This is a genomic window from Streptomyces sp. NPDC002209 (assembly GCF_042890265.1).
Lineage (GTDB): Bacteria > Actinomycetota > Actinomycetes > Streptomycetales > Streptomycetaceae > Streptomyces.
This window is the reverse complement of record NZ_JBIARX010000006.1, coordinates 374394-394604: the sequence shown is the minus strand read 5'-3', so window position 1 is coordinate 394604 and position 20211 is coordinate 374394. Positions and strand designations below refer to the sequence as shown.

Sequence of the window (20211 nt, the reverse complement as noted above, 5' to 3'; positions counted from 1 at the left end):
CATGAGCTCTCCCGCCCGCTTCGACCGCGGACACACCGACGATCTGATGACCTTCCTGACGGCCAGTCCGTCGCCGTACCACGCCGTGGCCAACGCGGCCGAGCGGCTGGAAAAGGCAGGCTTCAGGCAGTTGTCGGAAACGGACGCCTGGGACTCGGGCAGCGGAGGCCGCTTCGTCCTCCGCGGCGGAGCGCTCATCGCCTGGTTCGTCCCGGAGGGCGCCACCGCGCACACCCCGTTCCGGATCGTCGGCGCACACACCGACTCCCCCAACCTCCGCGTCAAGCCGCTGCCTGACACGGGGTCACAGGGCTGGCGGCAGATCGCCGTCGAGATCTACGGCGGCACCCTGCTCAACACCTGGCTGGACCGGGACCTGGGCCTGGCGGGCCGGCTGAGCCTGCGCGACGGCAGCGAGCGGCTGGTGAACGTGGACCGCGCACTGCTGCGCGTCCCGCAACTGGCCGTCCACCTCGACCGGTCGGTCAACAGCGACGGCCTCAAGCTCGACAAGCAGCGCCACATGCAGCCGATCTGGGGTCTCGGCGAGGTCCAGGAGGGCGACCTCATCGCCTTCCTGGAGGAGGAAGAGGGCCTGCCGCAGGGCTCGGTGGCCGGCTGGGACCTGATGGTCCACTCGATCGAGCCGCCGTCGTACCTGGGGCGCGACCACGAGCTCGTGGCCGGCCCGCGGATGGACAACCTGATCTCGGTGCACGCGGGCGTCGCGGCGCTGGCCGCCGTCTCGACCGCCGGCAAGCTGGACCACATCCCGGTGCTGGCCGCGTTCGACCACGAGGAGAACGGCTCGCAGTCGGACACGGGCGCGGACGGCCCGCTGCTGGGGAACGTGCTGGAACGTTCCGTCTTCTCGCGCGGAGGTACGTACGAGGACCGGGCGCGCGCCCTCGCGGGCAGCATCTGCGTGTCCTCCGACACCGGCCACGCCGTGCACCCCAACTACGCGGAGCGGCACGACCCCTCGCACCACCCGCGCGCCAACGGCGGCCCGATCCTGAAGGTCAACGTCAACCAGCGGTACGCGACGGACGGCAGCGGGCGCGCGGTGTTCGCGGCGGCGTGCGAGCGGGCCGGCGTGCCGTGGCAGACCTTCGTCTCGAACAACTCGATGCCCTGCGGCACGACGATCGGCCCGATCACGGCCGCCCGCCACGGGATCCAGACGGTGGACATCGGCGTCGCGATCCTCTCGATGCACAGCGCCCGCGAACTGTGCGGTGCGGACGACCCGTACCTGCTCGCGAACGCGCTGGTGGCCTTCCTGGAGGGCTGACGCCGGCGCGCCGCCGTACGGAGCGCGCGCTGCGCCGCCTGCCGGGACGCCCGGGAGGCGGCGCGGGCTCGGGTGGCGGGCGGGGTGGCTCAGCCCCAGGGCGGGGCGGGCGGGTGTGGGGTCGGCGGGGGCTTCGGCCGGGGGCTTCGGCCGGGCGGGTCGATCTGGGGGGCGCCGCGGTGCGATGAGCCGATGATGACACTCCGTCATGTTGTGCTGGACTCCCGTCCCGTCAGGCCGACAAGGAGAGTCCCGTGCTCCGCCTGCTCCGCACGCCCCGAACGGCCCGCAGACTCCGCATGCCGCGCATCGCCGGCGCCGCGGGCGCCGTGGGCCTCGTCCTCGCCCTGCTCGCGTCCGCCCCCGCCGCAGGCGCGGCCGCAGCCGGCCCGCCGGCTGAGGCCGCACTCTCCCTCACGGACCCGCGGATCGTCGCGCACTTCGACTTCAAGGCCGGCGAGACGCCGGAGAACATCGCCCTGGAGCCCGACGGCTCCGCCGATCTGACCTTCGCCTTCGCCCGCCAGGTCGTCCGGGTGGACCGGCACGGCGGCAGATGGGTCCTCGCGACCCTGCCCGCCGTCACGGACCCGAAGACGCCCCTCGTCGGCGCCGCCGTCGTCTCGGGGATCGTCCGCACCCACGACGGGACGCTCTACGTCGCCTTCAACACCGGGACGGCCCTGACCGGCGTCTACCGGATCACCCCGGACGGCGAGGTCGGCAAGTTCGCCGACCTGCCGCCTAACGGTTTCGCCAACGGCCTCGCCCTCGACGAGCACCGCGGCCTGCTCTACGGCGCAGACTCCGTCCTCGGCACGGTGTGGCGCATCTCACTGGACGACGAACACCCGGTGGCGACGACGTGGGCCGCCGGCGCCGCGCTCGAGCCGGCCACGTTCATCGGCGCCAACGGCATCAAGGTGCGCCACCACGCGGTCTGGGTGTCGAACTACGACCGGGGGACGCTGCTGCGGATCCCGGTCGAGGAGGACGGGGCCGCGGGGGTGATCAGGACGCACGCCACCGGGCTGACGGGGATCGACGACTTCGCGTTCGCCGGGCACGGCAAGACGGTGCTCGCCGCACTGAACGACACCGACAGCGAGCTCGCCCTGGTCCGGCCGGACGGCACCCACACCGTCGTGCTGACCGGGAAGGACGGCCTGTCCGGCCCCACCTCGGTGGCGGTCCGCCACCACAGGGTCTACGTCCCCAGCGCCGCCTTCCTCACGGGCATCGACCCGAACCTGCTGGTCGCCGACGTCGAGAGGAACACGGGCGAGCAGCACGGCGAGCCCGGAAAGCACGAGGCCCGAACCTGAGCCCCCGACGGCCGGGGCCCCCGCAGCGGGAGCCCCGGCCGGCCGTCGCTAGGCGTCCATGCCGGCCAGGACGAGGGGGAGGCGGCTCGTGCCCGCCGCCGTGACGGTCACCGGCACGCCCCAGTCCTGCTGGTGCACGTGGCAGGCCGGGTACTCGTTCGCCGGGTCGTCGTCGCACGACGCCGCCATGGCGGAGACGTGCAGGACCCCCTCGGTGACGTCCGGGTTCAGGGCCAGCTCCCGGAACAGGTCCGTCCCGGCCCCCTCGCCCGCCACCAGGAGCTCCGGCGGGGTCGAGGAGACCAGCAGGCGCGTCGAAGGCCCGTAGCGGGTGTCGAGCTTCTGCCCGGTCGGCGCCTGGAACACCACGTCGAGCCGGAGCGTGCCCGGGGCGACCTCGGTGGCGGCCCGCTGGGTGCGGTGGGCGACGGCGTCGACCCGTACCGCCTCCTCCGGCAGCCGCAGCCGGGTCAGCCGGTGCCGGGCGGACTCGACGACCACGATGTCCTCGCCGACCAGCACGGCGTCGCTGGGCTCCCGCAGGTCGGTGGCCAGCGTGGAGACCTGGCCGGTCGCCGGGTCGAAGCGGCGCAGGGCGTGGTTGTACGTGTCGCACACCGCGACCGAGCCGTCGGGCAGCGCGGTCACCCCGAGCGGGTGCTGGAGCAGGGCCTGGGCGGCGTCGCCGTCCCGGTGCCCGAAGTCGAACAGGCCGGTCCCGACGGCGGTCCGTACGGCATATCCGTCGGCCCCCTCGCCCGCGGGTTCCACGTAGCGCAGGGCGCTGTTCTCGGAGTCGGCGATCCACAGCCGGTCCCCGGCCGCCGCGAGCCCGGACGGCTGCGCGAGCCAGGCCTCGAGCGCGGGCCCGTCGTGCAGGCCCTCGCTGGTCGTCCCGGCGGAGACGGCTACGGTCCCGGTCTGCGGGTCCCAGGTCCACAGCTGGTGCACGCCCGCCATGGCGATCCACACCTTGCCCTGCCACCAGGCCACGTCCCACGGCGAGGACAGGTCCACCTCCAGGGCCGGCCCGGACGTCGGGGACCCCTGCCACCACTGCCGGCCGGTCCCGGCGACGGTCTCGACGGCGCCCGTCGCGGGATCGAAGCGGCGCAGCGCGTGGTTGACGGTGTCGGCGACGACCACGGACCCGTCGGGCAGCAGCGCCAGCCCCTGGGGCTCGCTGAAGGCTTCCGGCCCGAAGCCGCGCTCGCCGCTGCCGATGCGGCGCACGACGCTCTCGCCGTCGGCGGCGAGCTCCACGAGCTGGTGCCGCGTCGAGTCCGAGACGAGCAGGTTCCCGGACGGCAGCACGAGCGCCTTCCCGGGGAACCGCAGGTCGGTCGCCACCGGCTCGGGCGCCACGTACGGCCCGTCGCCGCGCCGCAGCGTCCCCTTGGCCTCGTGCTCGGCCTCGAGCTCCTCCACGAGCCGCGCGATGGCATGCGCGTGCCCTTCACCGGCGTGCTGGGCGACGATGTACCCCTCGGGGTCGATCACGACGAGCGTCGGCCAGGCCCGTACGGCGTACTGCTTCCAGGTGGCCAGCTCGGGATCGTCCAGCACGGGGTGGTGCACCTCGTAGCGCTCGACGGCGTCGACGACGGCGGCGTGCTCGGCCTCGTGCACGAACTTCGGCGAGTGCACGCCGATGATCACGACGGTGTCGCGGTGCTTCTCCTCCAGCTCCCGCAGCTCGTCGAGGACGTGCAGGCAGTTGATGCAGCAGAAGGTCCAAAAATCGAGGATCGCGATCCGTCCCCGCAGGTCGGCGAGGGTCAGATCCTTCCCACCTGTGTTCAGCCAGCCACCCTTGCCGATCAGCTCGGGGGCACGGAGACGGGCACGGCGGGGCGCGGGGGTGTGCGCCGGGGCGGCATCGTTCATGCTTCAAGCTTGCCATCCCGCCCTCCCGGCCCGGCGGCTCCACCCGGTCGGGTGATCGAGCCCGCCGCTGGGGAACTCCGGGACCGGCGGCGTGCGAGCGTAGAACCGTGACGGAAGGAGCTGCCTGATGGCCACCGGCGCCGAGCCCGGCGACTACGCCCAGGGTGTGGATCCCGAATCGGCTCTGAAGTACGCCATTCAGCACATGCAGGGTGACCGGGTGGAGATCGTCGAGGGGGTCATCCAGGGGGGATGCGGCGAGGTCATGACGCCGACATGGGATCACGAGAGGGCTGCCGAGAGGATCCGGTGCCAGATCCTGTCCCGTGTCCGTGAGCTGGGCTGTATCACCGGCTCGGGAAACCTCGACCTGCCGGGGTCGCCGAACCGGTACGTGCCGGATCTCGCGGTGGTCCCGGAGGGTCTCACCGACGGCGCCACGGCGCTGGTGCCCGACCAGACGCTGCTGATCGTCGAGGTGACCTCGGAGTCCGACGCCGAGACCGACCGGGTCGTCAAGCGCAGGCGGTATGCCGAGTACGGTGCGCCGCTGTACCTGCTGGTCGACCGGCTCGACAAGACCGTCACCCTCTTCTCGGGGCCCGGGCGGCTCGGTTGCACCGGGGTCGACGGGCCGCACCCGTTCGGGGAGACGGTCCGGCTGCCGGAGCCTTTCGGGATCGATCTCGACACGGGCGGGCTCTAGTCGAAGAGGGCGCTCAGGCGGGGGAGGCGGGGGGCCGTTTGGGTCGGGTCGTCGAAGTCGAAGTCCCAGGCCGGGTCCAGCGGCGGGTAGCTGATCGTGAAGGAGTCCGACGGGAGCTCGCGGCCCGTGGCCGATTCGTACGCCGTCCAGGCGATCGAGAGGGCCTCCTCGTCCCACAGTTCCAGGCCCTCCGCCGCCGCCTCGCGGACCGCGGGGTGCTCCGCGAGGGAGTCGGGGTCGGCCAGGGCGCGGGCGAAGGCCTGCTCGCCCTGGGTCAGGAGCCAGCCGCGGAAGTAGTCGAAGCCGTCGTCCGAGCAGCCGCCGTTGATCACGTAGGCCGCGGCCCAGAGGGGGCTGCGGTACGACTCCGCGAGCAGGTCCCACAGGACCTGCTGGGCGGCGGCTATCTCGGCCTCGGGGCAGCGCGCCAGCAACTCCGAGGCGCGGGCCGCCACCTGGTCCGGTCCGGCCTCGGACCGGGCCGTCTCGATCAGCTTCCAGAACGTCTGCTTGTCCATGGGGGGAAGCCTGGCATCCCCCTCTGACATCAGAGCGTGAGGAAGGAGTGAAGGGATTCGGTGAGGGCGGTGACGAAGGCGTCCTGCGTCGCCGACGGCACGAGGTCCAGCGAGAGGTACGGGTTCAGGTCCTCGAGCTCGACCAGGAGCAGCTCGCCCGAGGGGGCGCGGCAGGCGTCCACCCGCTGGATGCCGTGCGAGAGGGTGTTCCACTCGATGAAGCTGCGGGCGAAGGCGAGGTCGGCCGGCGTGGCCTCGTACGGCTTCAGCTCCCAGCGGCGGGCCGGGTCGGGGGCGTAGAGGGCGTACTGGAAGGCGTCGTCGACGAAGTAGAAGGAGACCTCGTACGCGAAGTCGATGCGCGGCTGGATGAGGTTCTCGCCCGCCGGGCCGGCCGGGTGCGGGGTGAAGGTCAGGCCTATGGAGTCCGCGCCCTGCTTGGGCTTCACCGCGTACGAGGGGACCGAGGGGAGCAGCGCGAGGTCCGCGGGGTCGTCGATCGTGGGGATCACCGGGTAGCCGGCGGCGGTGAGGTCGAGGAGGTACTGCTTGCCCGCCATGTCGCCGCGGCCGGTGAGCGGGTTGTAGACGCGGGTGCCGGCGGCGAGCGCGGCCGCGCGGAAGGCGTCGTACGCCTCCTGGTAGTGCAGGACCGGGCCGCTGTTGCGGACGATCACCGCGTCGAAGCCCCCGGTCATGGCCGCCGCGTCCAGCGGGTGGCACAGGGCCAGCGGGAAGTGCTCGCGCAGGCGGGAGGTGAGGAGGATGTCCTCGTCGCAGTACCGGCGGCCGCGCGCCGGGTACGCCAGGTCGGTCACGTAGAGGAGAGGCATGGCGGAAACCTATCGCGGGCATCGATGCGGGCATGAAATACCTGGTTCGGGACAAAATGCTGGCCGTCGGGGACGACTACTGGATCGAGGACGAGGACGGGAGGCACGCGTTCCTCGTCGACGGGAAGGCACTGCGCTTCCGGGACACGCTGGAGCTGAAGGACCCGGACGGGCAGATCCTGATCACGCTGCGGGAGAAGCTGCTGCGCCTGCGGGACGCGATGACGCTGGAGCGGGACGAGCGCCGCCTCGCGGTGATCCGGCGCAAGCGGCTCTCCCTGCTGCGCAACCACTACCTCGTGACGCTGGTCGAGGGCACGGAACTGGACGTCAGCGGACGGCTCCTGGACCGGGAGTTCAAGATCGAGTACGAGGGGGAGCTCCTCGCGCTGATCTCGCGCCAGTGGTACCGGATCCGCGAGACGTACGCGGTGGACGTGATCCGGGAGGACGCGGACGCGGCGCTGCTGATCGCGGTCGCCGTGTGTGTGATCCGCATGGCCGAGAAGGAGCGCGAGGAGTCGTGACGCCGGCTACGCGCGGCCCAGGCGGCGGTCCTTCAGGGCCGGGAACTGGTCCCGGGTCTCGGCGACCTTCGCCGGGTCGAGGTCCACGGTGAGGACGTCCTCGGCGGGGCCCGCCTCGGCCAGGACCTCGCCCCAGGGGTCGACGACCAGGCTGTGCCCGGCCTGCTCGACGCCCGCGTGCGTACCGGCCAGCCCGCAGGCCAGCACGTAGGACTGGTCCTCGACGGCCCGCGCCCGGTTCAGCAGGGTCCAGTGGGCGCGGCGGCGGGCCGGCCAGCCCGCGGCCACGACCATCGTCGTGGCCCCGGCGTCGACCAGGCCGCGGAACAGCTCCGGGAAGCGCAGGTCGTAGCAGGTGGCGATGCCGAGGGTCTGCTCCGGGAGGGTCACGGTGGTCAGGGAGTCGCCGGCGGTCATCAGCACGGCCTCGCCCTGGTCGAAGCCGAAGCGGTGGATCTTGCGGTACGTGGCGGCCAGCTCGCCGGCCGGGGAGAGCACGAGGGCGGTGTTGTAGAGCGAGCCGTCGCCCGCGCGCTCCACGACCGACCCGGCGTGCAGCCAGACCCCGGCGTCGCTCGCCGCCTTCGACATCGCCTCGTACGTCGGGCCGTCCAGCGGCTCGGCCTCGGTCTCGAACTGCTCGTAGGCGAAGGCACCCACCGTCCACAGTTCGGGCAGGACGACCAGGTCCGAGCCGGCCTGATCCCGTACGAGATCGGCCACCCGGGCACGTCGGGAAGCGACCGACTCCCCGTCGGTCACCGCGATTTGGATCAGCGAGGCGCGCACAGTACCACCGTCCTGGCATTCAAGCCGTCAACTCGGGCCTACGATCGTCACACGAAAGCACTGCCGGGGTGCTCACCGGCAGCGTAGTTTTGGAAGCAGTCCACACGCTTCCAGAAAATGCGCCACTGAACAGCACGCGAGGGGTCCCGTTGACCGTCCAGCCGCATCCCAGCCTCCAGCCCTATGCCGACGCGTGGACGCACTCCATCGAGGCGATATCCGAGCTGGTCCTCCCCCTGACGGAGGGCGAGTGGAACCGGGCGACGCCGTGCCCCGGCTGGTCCGTCCGCGATGTGGTGTCGCACATCATCGGCATCGAGTGCGAGCAGCTGGGGGATCCGCGGCCGATCCACACCGTGGCGCGGGATCTGCGGCACGTGGTCGATGAGTTCACCCGGTACATGGAGGTGCAGGTTGACGTCCGGCGCCACCACACCGCGCCGGAGATGACCTCGGAGCTCGAGTACACGATCATCCGGCGGTCGCGTCAGCTGCGCAACGAGAAGCGGGATCCGGACACGATGGTGCGGGGGCCGCTGGGCGACCAGGTGACGCTGGAGCTCGCGCTGCGGCTGCGGGCGTTCGACGTGTGGATCCACGAGCAGGACCTGCGGGCGGCGCTGGGCGTGCCGGGGAACTGGGACTCGCCGGGGGCGTTCGTGGCCCGGGACATCCTGCTGGCCGGGCTGCCGAAGGTGGTCGCGAAGCTGGCGGGCGCGCCGGCGAACTCGGCCGTGGTGATCGACGTGCACGGGCCGGTGGAGTTCATGCGGACGGTACGGGTGGACGCGGAGGGGCGCGGGACGGTGGACGGGACGCCGTCGCTGGGTCCGGCGGTGACGCTGACGACGGACTGGGAGACGTACGTCCGCCTCGCGGCGGGGCGGGTCCGGCCCCACGCCGTGGCCGACCGGGTGAAGACGGAAGGCGACCCGGAGCTGGCCGCGGCCATTCTGGCGAACTTCGCCGTCACCCCGTAGCCGCCGGGCGGCCCGGGCTGCGCACGGCGCCCTCCGCCCGCCCCCTCTCGCTCCCCTCTCGTTCCTGACGGCGGCCCGCTCTCGCCCCTCACCGCGGCCGAGAACCGCTCCTGTCGATGTCACGTCCCTGTCATGGGCGGGACAAGACAGAGCAGGAGAAGGGGGTCTTCGGGGGTGTGGTCAAGGATGTCGGCTGCCGCGGTGCCGGCGCCGGAGCGGCTCGACTGGTTCACCGATGTGATCGCGCAGGAGCTGGTGCCCACGGCGATCCGCAGCGAACGCGTCCGGGACTTCTGGGCCGAGGCCTCCGTCCTGGATCTCGGCGGCGTGCAGGTGTCGTCGTTCGAGTTCAGCTCGCTGCGCTCGACGCGCACCGCCGCCCACGTGCGGCGCAGCGATCCCGAGCAGTACCAGCTGGGACTCGTGACCACGGGGGCCATGTCGCTCGCCCAGAACCGGGGCGAATCTGGTCTTTTCACCGGGGACATGGTGCTCTGGGACACCTCGCTGCCGATGGAGTCGGACGCCGTCCCGGACGTGGAGGGCGGCCGGATCCGGGCCATCGTCCTGTCCTTCCCGCGCGATGCGATGCCACTGCGCGGCGCCCGGGTCGAACAGCTGCTGGCCCACCGGATCCCGGGTGGCCACGGCATGGGGGCGATCCTCGCCCAGTACATGAAGTCGCTCGCGGCGCACGCGGCCGACTGCGGGCCGGCGGAGCTCGACCGGCTGGGAACGGTCGCCCACGACCTGGTCGGCGCCTGCCTGGCCGGGCAGCTCGGCGCGCAGGACAAGCTCTCGCCCGAAGCCCGCACCCGTGCCCTGCTGGAGCGGATCGAGGTCTTCGTCGACCACAACCTCGGCGATCCGGAGCTGACGCCGTCCGCCGTCGCCGCCCGGCACGGCATCTCGCTGCGCCGTCTCCAGCAGCTCTTCCGGGACCGGGGCGAAACCGTGGCGGCCGGGATCCGGCGGCGCCGGCTGGAGCGGTGCCGGGCCGATCTCGGCAACCCCGGGCTGCTCACCAGTCCCGTCCACACCGTCGCGCGGCGGTGGGGGTTCACCAACGCCTCCGTGTTCAGCAGGGCGTTCCGGGAGGCGTACGGGACGAGCCCCACCGAGTTCCGGCACTGGGCGGTGCGGGAGGCCCTTGCGCGCAACATCAACGGGCCGTGCGCACCAGGCACATCCGGGGGCGTCGTGCGGCCGTAGGGTCGGCATGGCCCGGGCCGGGCGGGACTGGACGGGGGTCTGTCCCGCCGGGCCCTGCCAGGCCCTGCCGGGGGCTGAACCGGATTCGGGTGCCGCGCCGCCGCGCGAGCGGCCCCGGGCTGCGCCCGGGCCTTCGGGGGCTCCGCCCCCGCACCCCCGCGCCTCAAACGCCGGCGGGGCTGGATGTGCACCGGCGGGGTTGGAGGTGCCCCCGGAGGGGCTGGATGTGCACCGCCGGGGCTTGAGGTGCCCCCGGCGGGGTTGGAGGTGCCCCCGGTGGCGGTCAGGCCGGGGTGGGGCGGGGGGAGTCCGGGGCAGGGCGGCTCGGGGCGGCGAGCGGCGGGCGGGTGCGCTCCGCCCGCAGGGCCTGGGGGCGCAGGCGCAGGATTTGGGCCAGGCCCAGGACCTGGACCGCGAAGACCGACGAGAAGGCGATCCGGTAGTCGTCGCCGGTGGCGTCCAGCAGGAGGCCGATCACCAGCAGGGTCGTCATCGAGGCCAGGAAGCCGCCCATGTTGGTGATTCCGGACGCAGTGCCCTGGCGCTCCGCCGGGTTCGCGGGGCGGGCGAAGTCGAAGCCGATCATCGAGGCCGGGCCGCAGGTGCCGAGCACCGCGCACAGCGTGGCCAGGAGCCACATCGGGGCGTGGGCGGCGGGGTAGGCCAGGACCGAGGCCCACAGCACCGCCGTCAGGGCGACCGTGCCCAGCGCCAGGGGGATCCTGGCCGACTGGCGGCGGCCGATCAGCTGGCCGTAGACGAGGCCGAAGCACATGTTCGAGGCCACCACCAGCGTCAGCAGCCCCGCCGCGGTGGTCCGCGCCAGCCCCTGGTCCTCGACCAGGAACGGCATCCCCCACAGCAGCAGGAACACCATCGCCGGGAACTGGGTCGTGAAGTGCACCCACAGGCCCAGCCGGGTCCCGGGTTCCTTCCAGGAGTCCCGGATCTGGCGGCGTACGAAGCCCCCGCCGGCTCCCGAAGGCGCCGGCGGTTCGTGGCCCTCCGGGTGGTCCCGCAGGAAGAGCGTGAGGGGGATCAGGACCGCCACGCCCGCCACCGCGCTGCCCGCGAACGCCGGGACCCAGCCGACCTCGTGCAGGACGGGGGCCAGCACCAGCGTGGAGACCAGGTTGCCGGCCATGCCGACCAGGCCCGCCAGCTGTGCCGTCAGCGGGCCGCGCCGGGCCGGGAACCACCGGGTGCCCAGCCGCAGCACGGAGATGAAGGTCATCGCGTCGCCGCAGCCCAGCAGGGCGCGCGCCGCGAGGGCCATCCCGTACGAGGGCGAGAGCGCGAAGCCGATCTGGCCGGCCGTGAAGAGGACCGCGCCCAGCGTCAGCACCTTCTTGGTGCCGAGCCGGTCCACCAGCAGGCCGACGGGTATCTGCATGCCCGCGTAGACGAGGAGTTGGAGGAGGGAGAAGGTCGAGAGGGCGGAGGCTCCCACGTGGAAGCGGTCCGCCGCCTCCAGTCCGGCCACGCCGAGGCTGGTACGGAAGATCACCGCGACGAAGTAGACGGCGACGCCGATGGACCAGACCGCCACCGCCTTCCGGCCCCCCGGAGGGTCCTTGAACACCACGGGCCCGGTCACCGGCCCGGCCCCCGCACCAGCGCCTCCACCCGGCCCACGTGGCCCCGTACGGCGGCGGCCGCGGTCTCGGCGTCACCGGCCCGCAGCGCCTCCAGGATCTCCGCGTGCTCGGCCAGCGTCCGCTCCACCCTCTCGGGGTGGGCGTGCAGCAGGGCCACGCCCATCCGCAGCTGCCGGTCGCGCAGCTGGTCGTAGAGGCGGGAGAGGATCGCGTTCCCGGCGCTCTGCACGATCTCGGCGTGGAAGCCCCGGTCCGCGGCCATCATCGCCGCGAGGTCGCCCCCGGCGGCGTGCCGGCGCTGCTCCTCCAGCAGTTCGGCGAGCCGCTCCAGCAGGCCGGGCGGTGCCGGCACCGCCCTGCGTACGGTGAACTCCTCGACCAGCAGCCGGGTTTCGATGACGTCGGTGATCTCCTGCGCGGAGACCGGCAGGACCAGCGCGCCCTTCTTCGGGTACAGCTTCAGCAGCCCCTCGGTCTCCAGCCGCAGCAGCGCCTCGCGGACCGGCGTGCGCGACACCCCGACGGCGTCGGCGAGTTCGCCCTCGGTGAGCAGGGTGCCGCCCTCGTAGCGGCGGTCCATCAGGACGGCCTGCTTGACGTGCCGGTAGACGCGTTCGGCAGCGGTGGCGGCGGTCGGGGCGGGGGGCGCGGCTGACGGCATGCGCACAGGATAGATACATGAGGGGTGCACCGGTCGCCCCGTCCGGGATGTGGACCGCCGCCCCGCGCCGCTGCATCGAAGGATGTACCCGGGGTTCGTCCACCCGCAGGACGTACGGGGTCCCGCGCGCCGGGACGCTGAAGTCATGGCCCACACGACCCTCGTCGCCCCCGCGGCGGCCTCGACCCGGCTCCCGCTCCTCGACGTCCTGCGCGGCGCCGCCATCCTCGGCACGCTCATGACCAACGTCTGGATCTTCGCCTCCCCCGGTTCCGAGTGGAGCGTGCTCCAGGGCGGCCTGGACCTGCCCGACCCCGTCGCCGACCCGTCCGCCGCCAACATCGCCGAGACCGTGTTCCGGTTCCTCGCCGACGGGAAGTTCCTGTCCCTGCTGACGATCCTGTTCGGGGTGGGCCTGGCCATCCAGTACGACTCCGCGGCGCGGCGCGGAGAGCCGTGGCCCGGGCGCTACCCGCGGCGGGCCGCGTTCCTCTTCCTGGAGGGGACCGTCCACTTCGTCCTGGTCTTCGCCTGGGACGTGCTGATGGGGTACGCCGTCACCGCCCTGCTGGTGGCCCGGCTGCTGGCCCGCTCCGAAAAGGTGCGGCGCGTGGCGATGTGGACCGCGGGCGGGCTGCACCTGGCCCTGATCGGCCTCGTGACCCTCGGGAACCTGGCCGGGCCGGAATCCGGGCCGCCGCAGTCCCCGGATCCCGCCGCGGTCCGGCTGTACGCCCACGGCGGCTACCTCGAGCAGATCGCGTTCCGGCTCGACCACGCCCTCGCGCTGCGCATCGAGCCCGTCTTCTCCTTCGGGCTGCTGGTCTTCCTCTTCCTCCTGGGAGTCCGGCTGCACCGCGCGGGCGCCTTCGCACCGAGCGACGACGGGCGCCGGATCCGGGCCCGGATGGCCGGGTGGGGGCTCGGTCTCGGGCTGCCGCTGGGCGCCGCCGCCGCGCTCGGGGGCCACGACTTCTTCGCCCTTGGGCGGTACGGCATCGCCCCGCTCATCGCCGTCGGGTACATCGGCCTGATCGGCTGCGCCCTCGACCGGTTCCGGGTGCCGGGGGCCGGCGCCCTCGGCTCCGTCGGGCGCACCGCCCTGTCCTGCTACGTCGGCCAGAACCTGCTGTGCATGCTGCTCTGCTACGGCATCGGGCTGGGCCTCGCCGACCGGCTGGGCGGGCACGGGCCCTGGTGGGTGATGGGCCTGTGGGCGGCGGTGAGCCTCGTCCTGGTCGCCGGGTCCCGGCTCTGGCTGCGCCGCTTCGACCGGGGCCCGCTGGAGGCCGTGCAGCACTGGGCGCTCAGTCCCCGCGGGCCGCGCGGCTCCCGCCCGTGACCTCCACCTCCAGGACGAACTCGTCGAACGGGGCCTCCTGCGGGTAGGGCGGGCGGATCTGCGCGAAGCGGATCCGGGCCCGCCCGCCCGGGCAGCGGCCCCGGACGGCGTACGTGCGCTCCAGCGGGGCGCCGGGCAGGACCTCCTCGGGCGGCGGCGGGGCCTCGCTCACGTCGCTCACGGAGACGGCGTCCGCATCCCCGGTGACCTGCCAGGTCCACACGTACCCGCGCGCCCCGCGCCCGGTGAGCCGCAGCTCGTACGACTCACCGGCGCCGAGGGCGACCTTGCGTACCTCCACCCGCGACGACCTCCCGGCTCAGGCGGGGCCGATCACCGGCCCCTCGTGCCAGCCCGCCCCTCCCCCAGTCTCCGACCGGGAGGTGCCCCCACGCCAGTAGTGCTGCAGCTGCCGGTCCGTGCGCAGGACGATGACCTCCAGGTTGAACCCGAAGCTGCCCTGGAGCATCCCGGTGACGGCGAGCGCGTCGTGGCCGAAGACGGCGCTGCGGCTCCAGGCGGAGCCGGAGGCGTTGCCCCGCCACCAGTGCTCGATGCGGCCGCCCGCCACGACCGCGCACAGCTCGTAGTTCCCGGCGGTGTCTTCGTCGGCCGCCCCGTACTGCGCCTCGATCAGGCAGGGCGCGGAGGTGATGCCGCTGCCGAAGACCTCCCCGGGGCGCCAGGCGAACCCGTTCGGGTCGTCGCGCCACCACAGCTGCATGCGGCCGTCCGTACGGGTGGCGACGAGATCGAGGTGGCGGCTGCGGGTCTGGACGAGGGCGGGCCCGAAATGGGCGATGCCGGAGGCGAAGCGGCCGCCGTCGTTCCAGGTCCAGGGGGCCCCGTTGATCCGCCACCAGTGGTTCAGGCGGCCGTCGGCGGTGCGGACGACGACCTCGAAGTTGCCCGGCTTGCCGTAGTCGCTCTGGATGAACGCCGGGGTCGAGCCGATCGCCGCGTCGCCCGGCCCGAAGGCGCCGCCGTCGCGCCAGACGCCGGCGGACTGCTCGTAGTACCAGTGGCGCAGCCGGCCGCCGGTGGTCACGTGCAGGGACTCCATGTTGCGGTTGTACGTGGTTCCGGTGAAGGCGGGCTGGCCGGAGGCGTCGTTCGCGTAGCTCTGGGCGCGGGCCCAGGCGAAGGGGGCGTCGCCCTCGCGCCACCAGTGCTGGAGGCGGCCGCCGCCGGTGGTGGCGAGCATCTCGAAGTTGCGGTGGGCGCGGCCGTTGCCGCTCTCGTAGACGTTGCCGGTGTGCAGGCGGCGCTTGCTCCACGGGTCGATGTTGGTGCCGCGCAGGCCGCACTTGGCCCAGTAGTCGATCTTGACCTCGCCGTAGGCGATCCGCCCGTACCCGCCGACGTGGTAGCCCGGCCCCCAGGAGTTCTTGAACAGCCAGCAGCCGGCGGCGTCGTCGTAGCCGACGATCAGCACGCAGTGGCCGCCCGCGAGGCGGTCGCTGGTGCGGTGGTAGACGCCGGAGCCGAGGCCGAAGAAGTCGTCGTACACGTCGAAGCAGGCGGTCAGCGGGCCGACGGTGTCGAGCCAGACCTTCTGCTGCTCGACGTCGCCGAGGCGGACGTAGTCGGTGATCCGGACGGTACGGCCGGACCGGTCCCAGCTGGGCGTGTACTCGGCGCGCCAGGCGTCGCGGCGGTCGGCGGGGACGGTGGAGGGGGGCGGGGAGTAGGGCCAGCAGTCCGGATCGGCGAGGCCGCCGTTGGCCTTGACCCAGTCCAGGGCGGTCTCGGGGTTGGAGCCCTGGCCGCAGGTGAACTTCAGACCGTCGTGGACGTCCCCCTCGGACCGCTCCGCCCAGACGTTGTGCTCGATGCGGGCCATGGACTCGACGAGGCCCGTCGCCCCGAACGCCCAGCAGGAGCCGCACGGGTTCTGGTCCTTGACCTTGGTGATCCAGGGCCAGCCCCAGCGGGCCCGCCAGTCGACCGCGGCGGGGCGGGCCGCGACGACCGGCCCGCCGTGCGGCGCCCCCGGCGCCTGCGTTGCGGGCAGCAGCCCGTGGGCGGCGCGGCGCCGGGTGAGGTACGGATTGCCGCTCTCGTGCCCGATGAGCCCCCGCAGATCGACGGCGCCCGCCTCCTCGGCGGGCGTGAGGTTCGCCCCGGGCTCCAGGCCGAGGGAGGGCCGGGGCACGGCCTCCTCGTCGGCGAGGTGCTCGATGACGGACCAGCGCGCTCCGTGCTCCACGAGCTGTGCGCGCAGCTCCCCCACCGTCTGGACGGAATCGGACTCAGGCTCGACAGACTGCTCCGGCATACCGGCCCCCCAGCTGCAACCGTTCGGATTCGAGGTCCGGGAGCGTCCATCCGGGGGCGGGGCGCGTCAAGGGTGTCTGCAAGGTCGCGCAGTCGCACGGGGGGTCGTACGGGATACGCGCGTCCGCCCCCGGTGTCGGGGGGACACCGGGGGCGGACGGGGATCGGCGCGGAGTTACTCGGCCGGGTCCGGGGCGGGGGCCGGGGCGGCCGCCGGCATGCCGGGCAGGCCGAGACCGGTGAACAGGGCGACCACGGTGGTGCCGAGGTCGTTCACGACGTCCGTGGCCTTGTCCTTGGCGTCGGTCGTGCAGCCGCAGGGGCCGGCCGCCTTGGCGACTTCGTCGACGGACGCCTTGAGGTGGTCGACCGCGGCGGCGACGAGGTCGAGGGGGGCACCGGCCCGGGCAGCCCGCGCGGAGACGGGGGCGACGGCGGGCAGGGGCGCCGGGACCGCGGCCGGGAGGGTGACGGGCTTGGCCATGTCGACCGGCTTGGCCACCTCGGCCGGGGGCTTGGCCGCCTCCACCGGCTTCGCCACGTCCACCGGAGGCTTCGCGACCTCGGCGGGCGGCTTGGCGACCTCCACCGGCTTCGCCACGTCCACCGGAGGCTTCGCGACCTCGGCCGGCGGCTTGGCGACCTCCACCGGCTTCGCCACGTCGGCCGGAGGCTTCGCGACCTCGGCCGGCGGCTTGGCCGCCTCCACCGGCTTCGCGGCGTCCACCGGAGGCTTCGCGACCTCGGCGGGCGGCTTGGCGACCTCAGCCGGGGGCTTGGCCACCTCCGCCGGCGGCTTCGCCGCCTCGACCGGGGGCTTGGCCACCTCCGCGGGCGGCTTGGGCAGGACCACCGGGGCGGCCGGGGCGACCGCCGCGAACGTCTGCTTCAGGCCCGAGAGCGCCGCGTCGATCTTCTGCTTGTGCGCGGCCAGGTCCGCCTCCGGGAGCTTCCCGTCCGGCGACTTCAGGACCTCCCCGAGGAAGTTGGTGACGGGCGTGATCAGCACGCCTGCGGAGCCCAGGGCCTGCACCTGCGCGGTCAGCGCCTCGGTGCCCGGGATGGACTTCTTCGCCACGGGTGCCGACGGCCTGGCGGGGGCGTTGGCCGCCCCGGCCAGACCGGGGGACGCGGACAGCAGCGTCACGCAGAGGGCGGCGGGGAGGGTGTAGCGGGTGATGCGGTGCAAGATCTCTCTCCTGTTCAGGGGCAGAGCGGTGACATGGGACGTGGGACACGGGACATGTCGGGGGCACGGGACTTGCCCCTGTCCACTCACGGCCACTCCGTCACATCCGGCAACCGGAAGCCGGCGCGCACACCCCGCCGAAACGCCCTCAATTCGGCGCACCAACCCCTGTGACCTGCACGGATCACTTCACTCTCCGGCTGTGCTGCACCCTCGTGACACCCTCACCCTGAGTGACCACGGCGGATGCGGCCCCCCACCCCGGCCTGCCCCCCTTGGTCAGGCCGGAGTGGAGGAGTGCTCTGCCTGCCGGTCGGCGGCCCTCGGGCCGGTCCGGCCGGTCCGGTCGGTCCGGTCGGTCCGGTCGGTCCGGTCGGTCCGGTCGGCCGGGTCGCCCCGGCGGCCTCGGCGGACGGGCGCCAGCCCGTACAGCGCCAGCCCGATGGCCAGCAGGAACACCGCGCAGGCCGCCTCGAACGCGAACGCGTACCCGCCCGTCGCGGCAGCCGGGTCCCCGGCGGCCAGCAGGGTGGCCGTCCGGGCGTCGGCGGCCGAGGTGATCAGGGCCAGGCTGATGGTCGGCCCGGCCAGGATGGCCGTGTTGACCACCGCCCCGGCGAGTGCGGACTGCTCCTCCGGGACCCCGCTGACGGCCCCCGGCACCGCGGCGGACATCAGCGTGCCTATGCCGGCCGACAGGACGACCAGGCCGGCGAGGACGTACGGCGTCGAGCCCGTACGCAGCCCCACGCCGCCGATCAGGAAGAGGCCGGCGGCGATGACCGCCAGGCCCCCCACCGCCACCGCGCGGATGCCCAGGCGGGCGACGATCCGGCCCGCGACGAAGCCGACACCGAGCAGCATCGCGCTGTACGGGATGAAGGCCAGCGCGTTCTGCAGCGCCGAATAGCCGCGTACCTGCTGGAAGTAGAGGGCCAGCAGGAAGGCGGTGCTCGCGCCGATCGCCGGGCCGAGCAGCGCGCAGACCAGCGCGGTCGCCCGGTAGCGCGAGGCGAGGAAGCCGGGCGGCAGCAGGGGTGCGCGGACGCGCTGCTGGGCGGCGACGAACACGGCGAGCAGGACCGCACCGAGCGCGAGCGGGGCGAGGACCTGCGGCGCGGCCCAGCCGTGCGGGCCGACCATCACGAAGCCGTAGCCGAGGGTGGAGAGCGCGAGGGTGCCCAGTACCGCGCCGAGGAGGTCCACGGGAACCCGTACGGGCGCTGGCCCGGCGGGCAGCGACCGGGGGGTGAGGGCCAGTACGGCCGCGGCCGCGGCGGCGAGCAGTCCGAAGCTCCAGCGCCAGTTCAGCCAGGCGACGAGCGCCCCGCTGAGCACGATGCCGACGGCGGCGCCGAGGCTGGCCAGCAGACCCCAGCGGGCCAGCGCGGTGGCTCTGGCCCTGCCCTCGGGGAACACCACCCGCAGCAGGGCCATGGCCGCGGGGGCGGCGAGTGCGGCCCCGCAGCCCTGGAGGAAACGGGCGGCGAGGACGGTGTGCGAGCTGGGGGCCAGCGCCGCGGCGAGGGAGGCGGCGGCGAACAGGGCCGTGCCCCGGGTGAACAGCCGGCGCTGCCCGATCCGGTCGGTGAGCCGCCCGCCGAGCAGCAGCAGCCCGCTGAAGGCCAGACCGTACGCGGCGCTGTCGATGATGAGGTCGATCCGGCTCAGGTCGAGTTCCCGCTGCATGGCCGGACCGGCGGCGAACGTCACCGACACCGAGGCGTTGAGCATGAGCTGCAGGGCGCCGAGGATCGCGAACCGCGCCCAGGTGTTGCGCGCAGGCGCGGCGGCCAGGGGCTCGGCGTGGGCATGGGCATGGGCCTTCACCTGGGCCTGGGCCTCTGGGGAGTCGTCCATGCCGCGAGTCTGGCAGTCGCCGTCGGCAGCGGGAGGCGCCGTGGGGCCAGTCCGTCAGGTCTGCGCCGGGTCCGCGTCAGGACCCCTTCGGCAGCAACACCACACGGCTGCCGTGCAGTTCGCCGTCCTCGATGCGCCGGTGCGTACGTGCCGCCTGCGACAGGGGGACCCGCTCGACGGAACGGGCGCGCAGCTTGCCGTTCGCCAGCAGGCGGTTGATCGACCCGGCGGCCTCGGCGAGCTCGGCGGAGGTGGCGTGCGAGATCACGAAGCCGACGACGGAGCCGTCCTTCATGTAGAGCGGCCCGGCGGGCAGGACGGGCTGGGAGCGGGCGCCGGCGAGGAGCACGATCCGCCCGCGGGGGGCGAGGAGTTCGACGGCGGCGGCCAGGTCGTTCGTACCCGAGGTGTCGATGTGGACGTCGATCCCCTGCGGGCTGAACTCGCGGATGCGGGCACTCAGTTCGGGGTCCTGGTAGTCGAGGACGGTCTCGGCGCCCAGCGCCCGGCAGTGTTCGGCGTCGCGCGCGGCGGCGGTGGCGAGGACCCGGGCTCCGGCTTCGACGGCCATGACGATCAGGGCGCTCCCCACGTTCCCGGCGGCGCCGGCGACGAGCACCGTCTCGCCGGGGCGGACCCGGCCGTGGGTGAACAGGGCGAGGTACGCGGTGCCCGCGGGGTGCACGACCGCGACGGCCTCGGCGGCGTCCGTGGCGGCGGGCAGCCGGTAGAGGCGGTCGACCGGGACCACGGCCTGTTCGGCGGCGGCGCCCTGGCGGCCGCCGTGGCCGAGGCTGTTGCACCAGACGCGGTCGCCGGGGGCGAAGCCCGCCGCGCCGGGGCCGGCCGACACGACCGTACCGACCAGGTCGCGGCCGATCACGAAGGGGAACTCGACGGGGGTGCGGAACAGCCCGGACCGCACGAAGGTGTCCACCGGGTTGACGGAGACCGCCTCGACCTCGACCAGGACGTCCGTCGGGCCGGGGGTCGGAGGGGCCATCTCGCCGTAGCGGATGTTCTCGGCGGGGCCCAGTTCTTCGATGAAAGCTGCACGCATGAGGCGATCCTCGCAAGGCCCACGGGGTTCGCGCAGAGCACCGCGAAGGCTTCGTCAACTCCCGGATCCGGGAATGACCGAAGGGCCGCTACGGGGGGTGTGAGCGGCCCTTCGGAGAGGGGGGAGCGTGCAGGAGCTGGCGACTCCGGCCGG

The 20211-nt window shown here is 73.6% G+C and carries 18 protein-coding genes; 7 read left to right on the top strand and 11 right to left on the bottom strand.

The annotated features are described in order from the left end of the window. The first annotated feature begins 1 nt into the window (after nt 1). Nucleotides 2-1294 carry a M18 family aminopeptidase gene (locus ACFYXK_RS15670; protein ID WP_383506565.1) on the top strand — a complete coding sequence of 431 codons (1293 nt, stop codon included), beginning with the start codon at nt 2-4 and terminating at the stop codon, nt 1292-1294. 299 nt (nt 1295-1593) lie between these two features. Then, nucleotides 1594-2619 (top strand): hypothetical protein, encoded by a 1026-nt coding sequence (locus ACFYXK_RS15665; protein WP_389411662.1) that lies wholly within the window; start codon nt 1594-1596, stop codon nt 2617-2619. 48 nt (nt 2620-2667) lie between these two features. Here the strand turns inward: ACFYXK_RS15665 and ACFYXK_RS15660 are convergent, their stop codons facing one another. Beyond that, nucleotides 2668-4506 carry an NHL domain-containing thioredoxin family protein gene (locus ACFYXK_RS15660; RefSeq protein WP_389411612.1) on the bottom strand — a complete coding sequence of 613 codons (1839 nt, stop codon included), beginning with the start codon at nt 4504-4506 and terminating at the stop codon, nt 2668-2670. A 127-nt stretch (nt 4507-4633) separates the two neighbouring features. On the opposite strand from ACFYXK_RS15660, the gene ACFYXK_RS15655 reads away from it, so the two are divergent. After that, the gene (locus tag ACFYXK_RS15655; RefSeq protein WP_389411611.1) at nt 4634-5212 is read left to right on the top strand and encodes a Uma2 family endonuclease; all 579 of its coding nucleotides are present in this window, start codon (nt 4634-4636) and stop codon (nt 5210-5212) included. Here the strand turns inward: ACFYXK_RS15655 and ACFYXK_RS15650 are convergent. Both ACFYXK_RS15650 and ACFYXK_RS15645 read right to left on the bottom strand, forming a co-directional pair. Continuing rightward, entirely contained in the window at nt 5209-5730 is a 522-nt protein-coding gene (locus tag ACFYXK_RS15650; RefSeq protein ID WP_389411610.1) for a DUF4240 domain-containing protein, read from the bottom strand. The two genes, ACFYXK_RS15655 and ACFYXK_RS15650, sit on opposite strands and share 4 nt — an antisense overlap. Nucleotides 5731-5759: 29 nt before the next feature. Then, a complete protein-coding gene (locus ACFYXK_RS15645; RefSeq protein ID WP_389411609.1) occupies nt 5760-6563 on the bottom strand; it encodes a hypothetical protein in 804 nt (267 codons plus the stop codon). A 32-nt stretch (nt 6564-6595) separates the two neighbouring features. Here ACFYXK_RS15645 and ACFYXK_RS15640 point away from each other — a divergent pair, with 32 nt between their 5' ends. Then, on the top strand, nt 6596-7090 hold the full coding sequence (locus ACFYXK_RS15640; protein ID WP_389411608.1) for an LURP-one-related/scramblase family protein: 495 nt from the start codon (nt 6596-6598) through the stop codon (nt 7088-7090). A gap of 6 nt (nt 7091-7096) precedes the next feature. Here the strand turns inward: ACFYXK_RS15640 and ACFYXK_RS15635 are convergent, their stop codons facing one another. Beyond that, the gene (locus ACFYXK_RS15635; protein ID WP_389411607.1) at nt 7097-7879 is read right to left on the bottom strand and encodes a carbon-nitrogen family hydrolase; all 783 of its coding nucleotides are present in this window, start codon (nt 7877-7879) and stop codon (nt 7097-7099) included. Between the two features lie 149 nt (nt 7880-8028). Between ACFYXK_RS15635 and ACFYXK_RS15630 the strand changes: the two genes are divergently transcribed. After that, nucleotides 8029-8859, top strand: coding sequence for a maleylpyruvate isomerase family mycothiol-dependent enzyme (locus tag ACFYXK_RS15630; RefSeq protein ID WP_383506598.1), 831 nt, complete (start codon nt 8029-8031; stop codon nt 8857-8859). Between the two features lie 186 nt (nt 8860-9045). After that, the gene (locus ACFYXK_RS15625; protein WP_389411606.1) at nt 9046-10071 is read left to right on the top strand and encodes a helix-turn-helix domain-containing protein; all 1026 of its coding nucleotides are present in this window, start codon (nt 9046-9048) and stop codon (nt 10069-10071) included. A 283-nt stretch (nt 10072-10354) separates the two neighbouring features. Here the strand turns inward: ACFYXK_RS15625 and ACFYXK_RS15620 are convergent, their stop codons facing one another. Both ACFYXK_RS15620 and ACFYXK_RS15615 read right to left on the bottom strand, forming a co-directional pair. Then, nucleotides 10355-11668, bottom strand: a complete 1314-nt coding sequence (locus tag ACFYXK_RS15620) for a nitrate/nitrite transporter (protein ID WP_389411605.1) — start codon at nt 11666-11668, stop codon at nt 10355-10357. After that, nucleotides 11665-12330, bottom strand: a complete 666-nt coding sequence (locus ACFYXK_RS15615) for a GntR family transcriptional regulator (RefSeq protein ID WP_389411604.1) — start codon at nt 12328-12330, stop codon at nt 11665-11667. Before ACFYXK_RS15615 ends, ACFYXK_RS15620 begins: the two co-directional genes overlap by 4 nt. Before the next feature lie 145 nt (nt 12331-12475). Between ACFYXK_RS15615 and ACFYXK_RS15610 the strand changes: the two genes are divergently transcribed. Next, nucleotides 12476-13672, top strand: a complete 1197-nt coding sequence (locus ACFYXK_RS15610; RefSeq protein ID WP_389411603.1) for a DUF418 domain-containing protein — start codon at nt 12476-12478, stop codon at nt 13670-13672. Here ACFYXK_RS15610 and ACFYXK_RS15605 read toward each other — a convergent pair. The 5 genes from ACFYXK_RS15605 to ACFYXK_RS15585 form a co-directional block, all read right to left on the bottom strand. Next, entirely contained in the window at nt 13638-13973 is a 336-nt protein-coding gene (locus ACFYXK_RS15605; RefSeq protein ID WP_389411602.1) for a protease inhibitor I42 family protein, read from the bottom strand. The genes ACFYXK_RS15610 and ACFYXK_RS15605 overlap by 35 nt on opposite strands. A gap of 18 nt (nt 13974-13991) precedes the next feature. Continuing rightward, a complete protein-coding gene (locus ACFYXK_RS15600; protein WP_389411601.1) occupies nt 13992-15950 on the bottom strand; it encodes a C1 family peptidase in 1959 nt (652 codons plus the stop codon). A 174-nt stretch (nt 15951-16124) separates the two neighbouring features. Beyond that, nucleotides 16125-17138, bottom strand: coding sequence for a hypothetical protein (locus tag ACFYXK_RS15595; protein WP_389411600.1), 1014 nt, complete (start codon nt 17136-17138; stop codon nt 16125-16127). Nucleotides 17139-17417: 279 nt separating this feature from the next. Further along, a complete protein-coding gene (locus ACFYXK_RS15590) occupies nt 17418-18998 on the bottom strand; it encodes an MFS transporter (protein WP_389411599.1) in 1581 nt (526 codons plus the stop codon). A 76-nt stretch (nt 18999-19074) separates the two neighbouring features. Continuing rightward, nucleotides 19075-20058: an NADPH:quinone reductase gene (locus ACFYXK_RS15585; RefSeq protein WP_389411598.1), complete on the bottom strand. Its 984-nt coding sequence runs from the start codon at nt 20056-20058 to the stop codon at nt 19075-19077. Nucleotides 20059-20211: the final 153 nt, after the last annotated feature.

Coding starts and splice junctions, on each gene's coding strand:
- ACFYXK_RS15590 (WP_389411599.1), bottom strand. CDS start 18,998: ATGGACGACTCCCCAGAGGCCCAGGCCCAGGTGAAGGCCCATGCCCAT.
- ACFYXK_RS15645 (WP_389411609.1), bottom strand. CDS start 6,563: ATGCCTCTCCTCTACGTGACCGACCTGGCGTACCCGGCGCGCGGCCGC.
- ACFYXK_RS15650 (WP_389411610.1), bottom strand. CDS start 5,730: ATGGACAAGCAGACGTTCTGGAAGCTGATCGAGACGGCCCGGTCCGAG.
- ACFYXK_RS15625 (WP_389411606.1), top strand. CDS start 9,046: ATGTCGGCTGCCGCGGTGCCGGCGCCGGAGCGGCTCGACTGGTTCACC.
- ACFYXK_RS15615 (WP_389411604.1), bottom strand. CDS start 12,330: ATGCCGTCAGCCGCGCCCCCCGCCCCGACCGCCGCCACCGCTGCCGAA.
- ACFYXK_RS15655 (WP_389411611.1), top strand. CDS start 4,634: ATGGCCACCGGCGCCGAGCCCGGCGACTACGCCCAGGGTGTGGATCCC.
- ACFYXK_RS15665 (WP_389411662.1), top strand. CDS start 1,594: ATGCCGCGCATCGCCGGCGCCGCGGGCGCCGTGGGCCTCGTCCTCGCC.
- ACFYXK_RS15610 (WP_389411603.1), top strand. CDS start 12,476: ATGGCCCACACGACCCTCGTCGCCCCCGCGGCGGCCTCGACCCGGCTC.
- ACFYXK_RS15660 (WP_389411612.1), bottom strand. CDS start 4,506: ATGAACGATGCCGCCCCGGCGCACACCCCCGCGCCCCGCCGTGCCCGT.
- ACFYXK_RS15600 (WP_389411601.1), bottom strand. CDS start 15,950: ATGCCGGAGCAGTCTGTCGAGCCTGAGTCCGATTCCGTCCAGACGGTG.
- ACFYXK_RS15640 (WP_389411608.1), top strand. CDS start 6,596: ATGAAATACCTGGTTCGGGACAAAATGCTGGCCGTCGGGGACGACTAC.
- ACFYXK_RS15585 (WP_389411598.1), bottom strand. CDS start 20,058: ATGCGTGCAGCTTTCATCGAAGAACTGGGCCCCGCCGAGAACATCCGC.
- ACFYXK_RS15670 (WP_383506565.1), top strand. CDS start 2: ATGAGCTCTCCCGCCCGCTTCGACCGCGGACACACCGACGATCTGATG.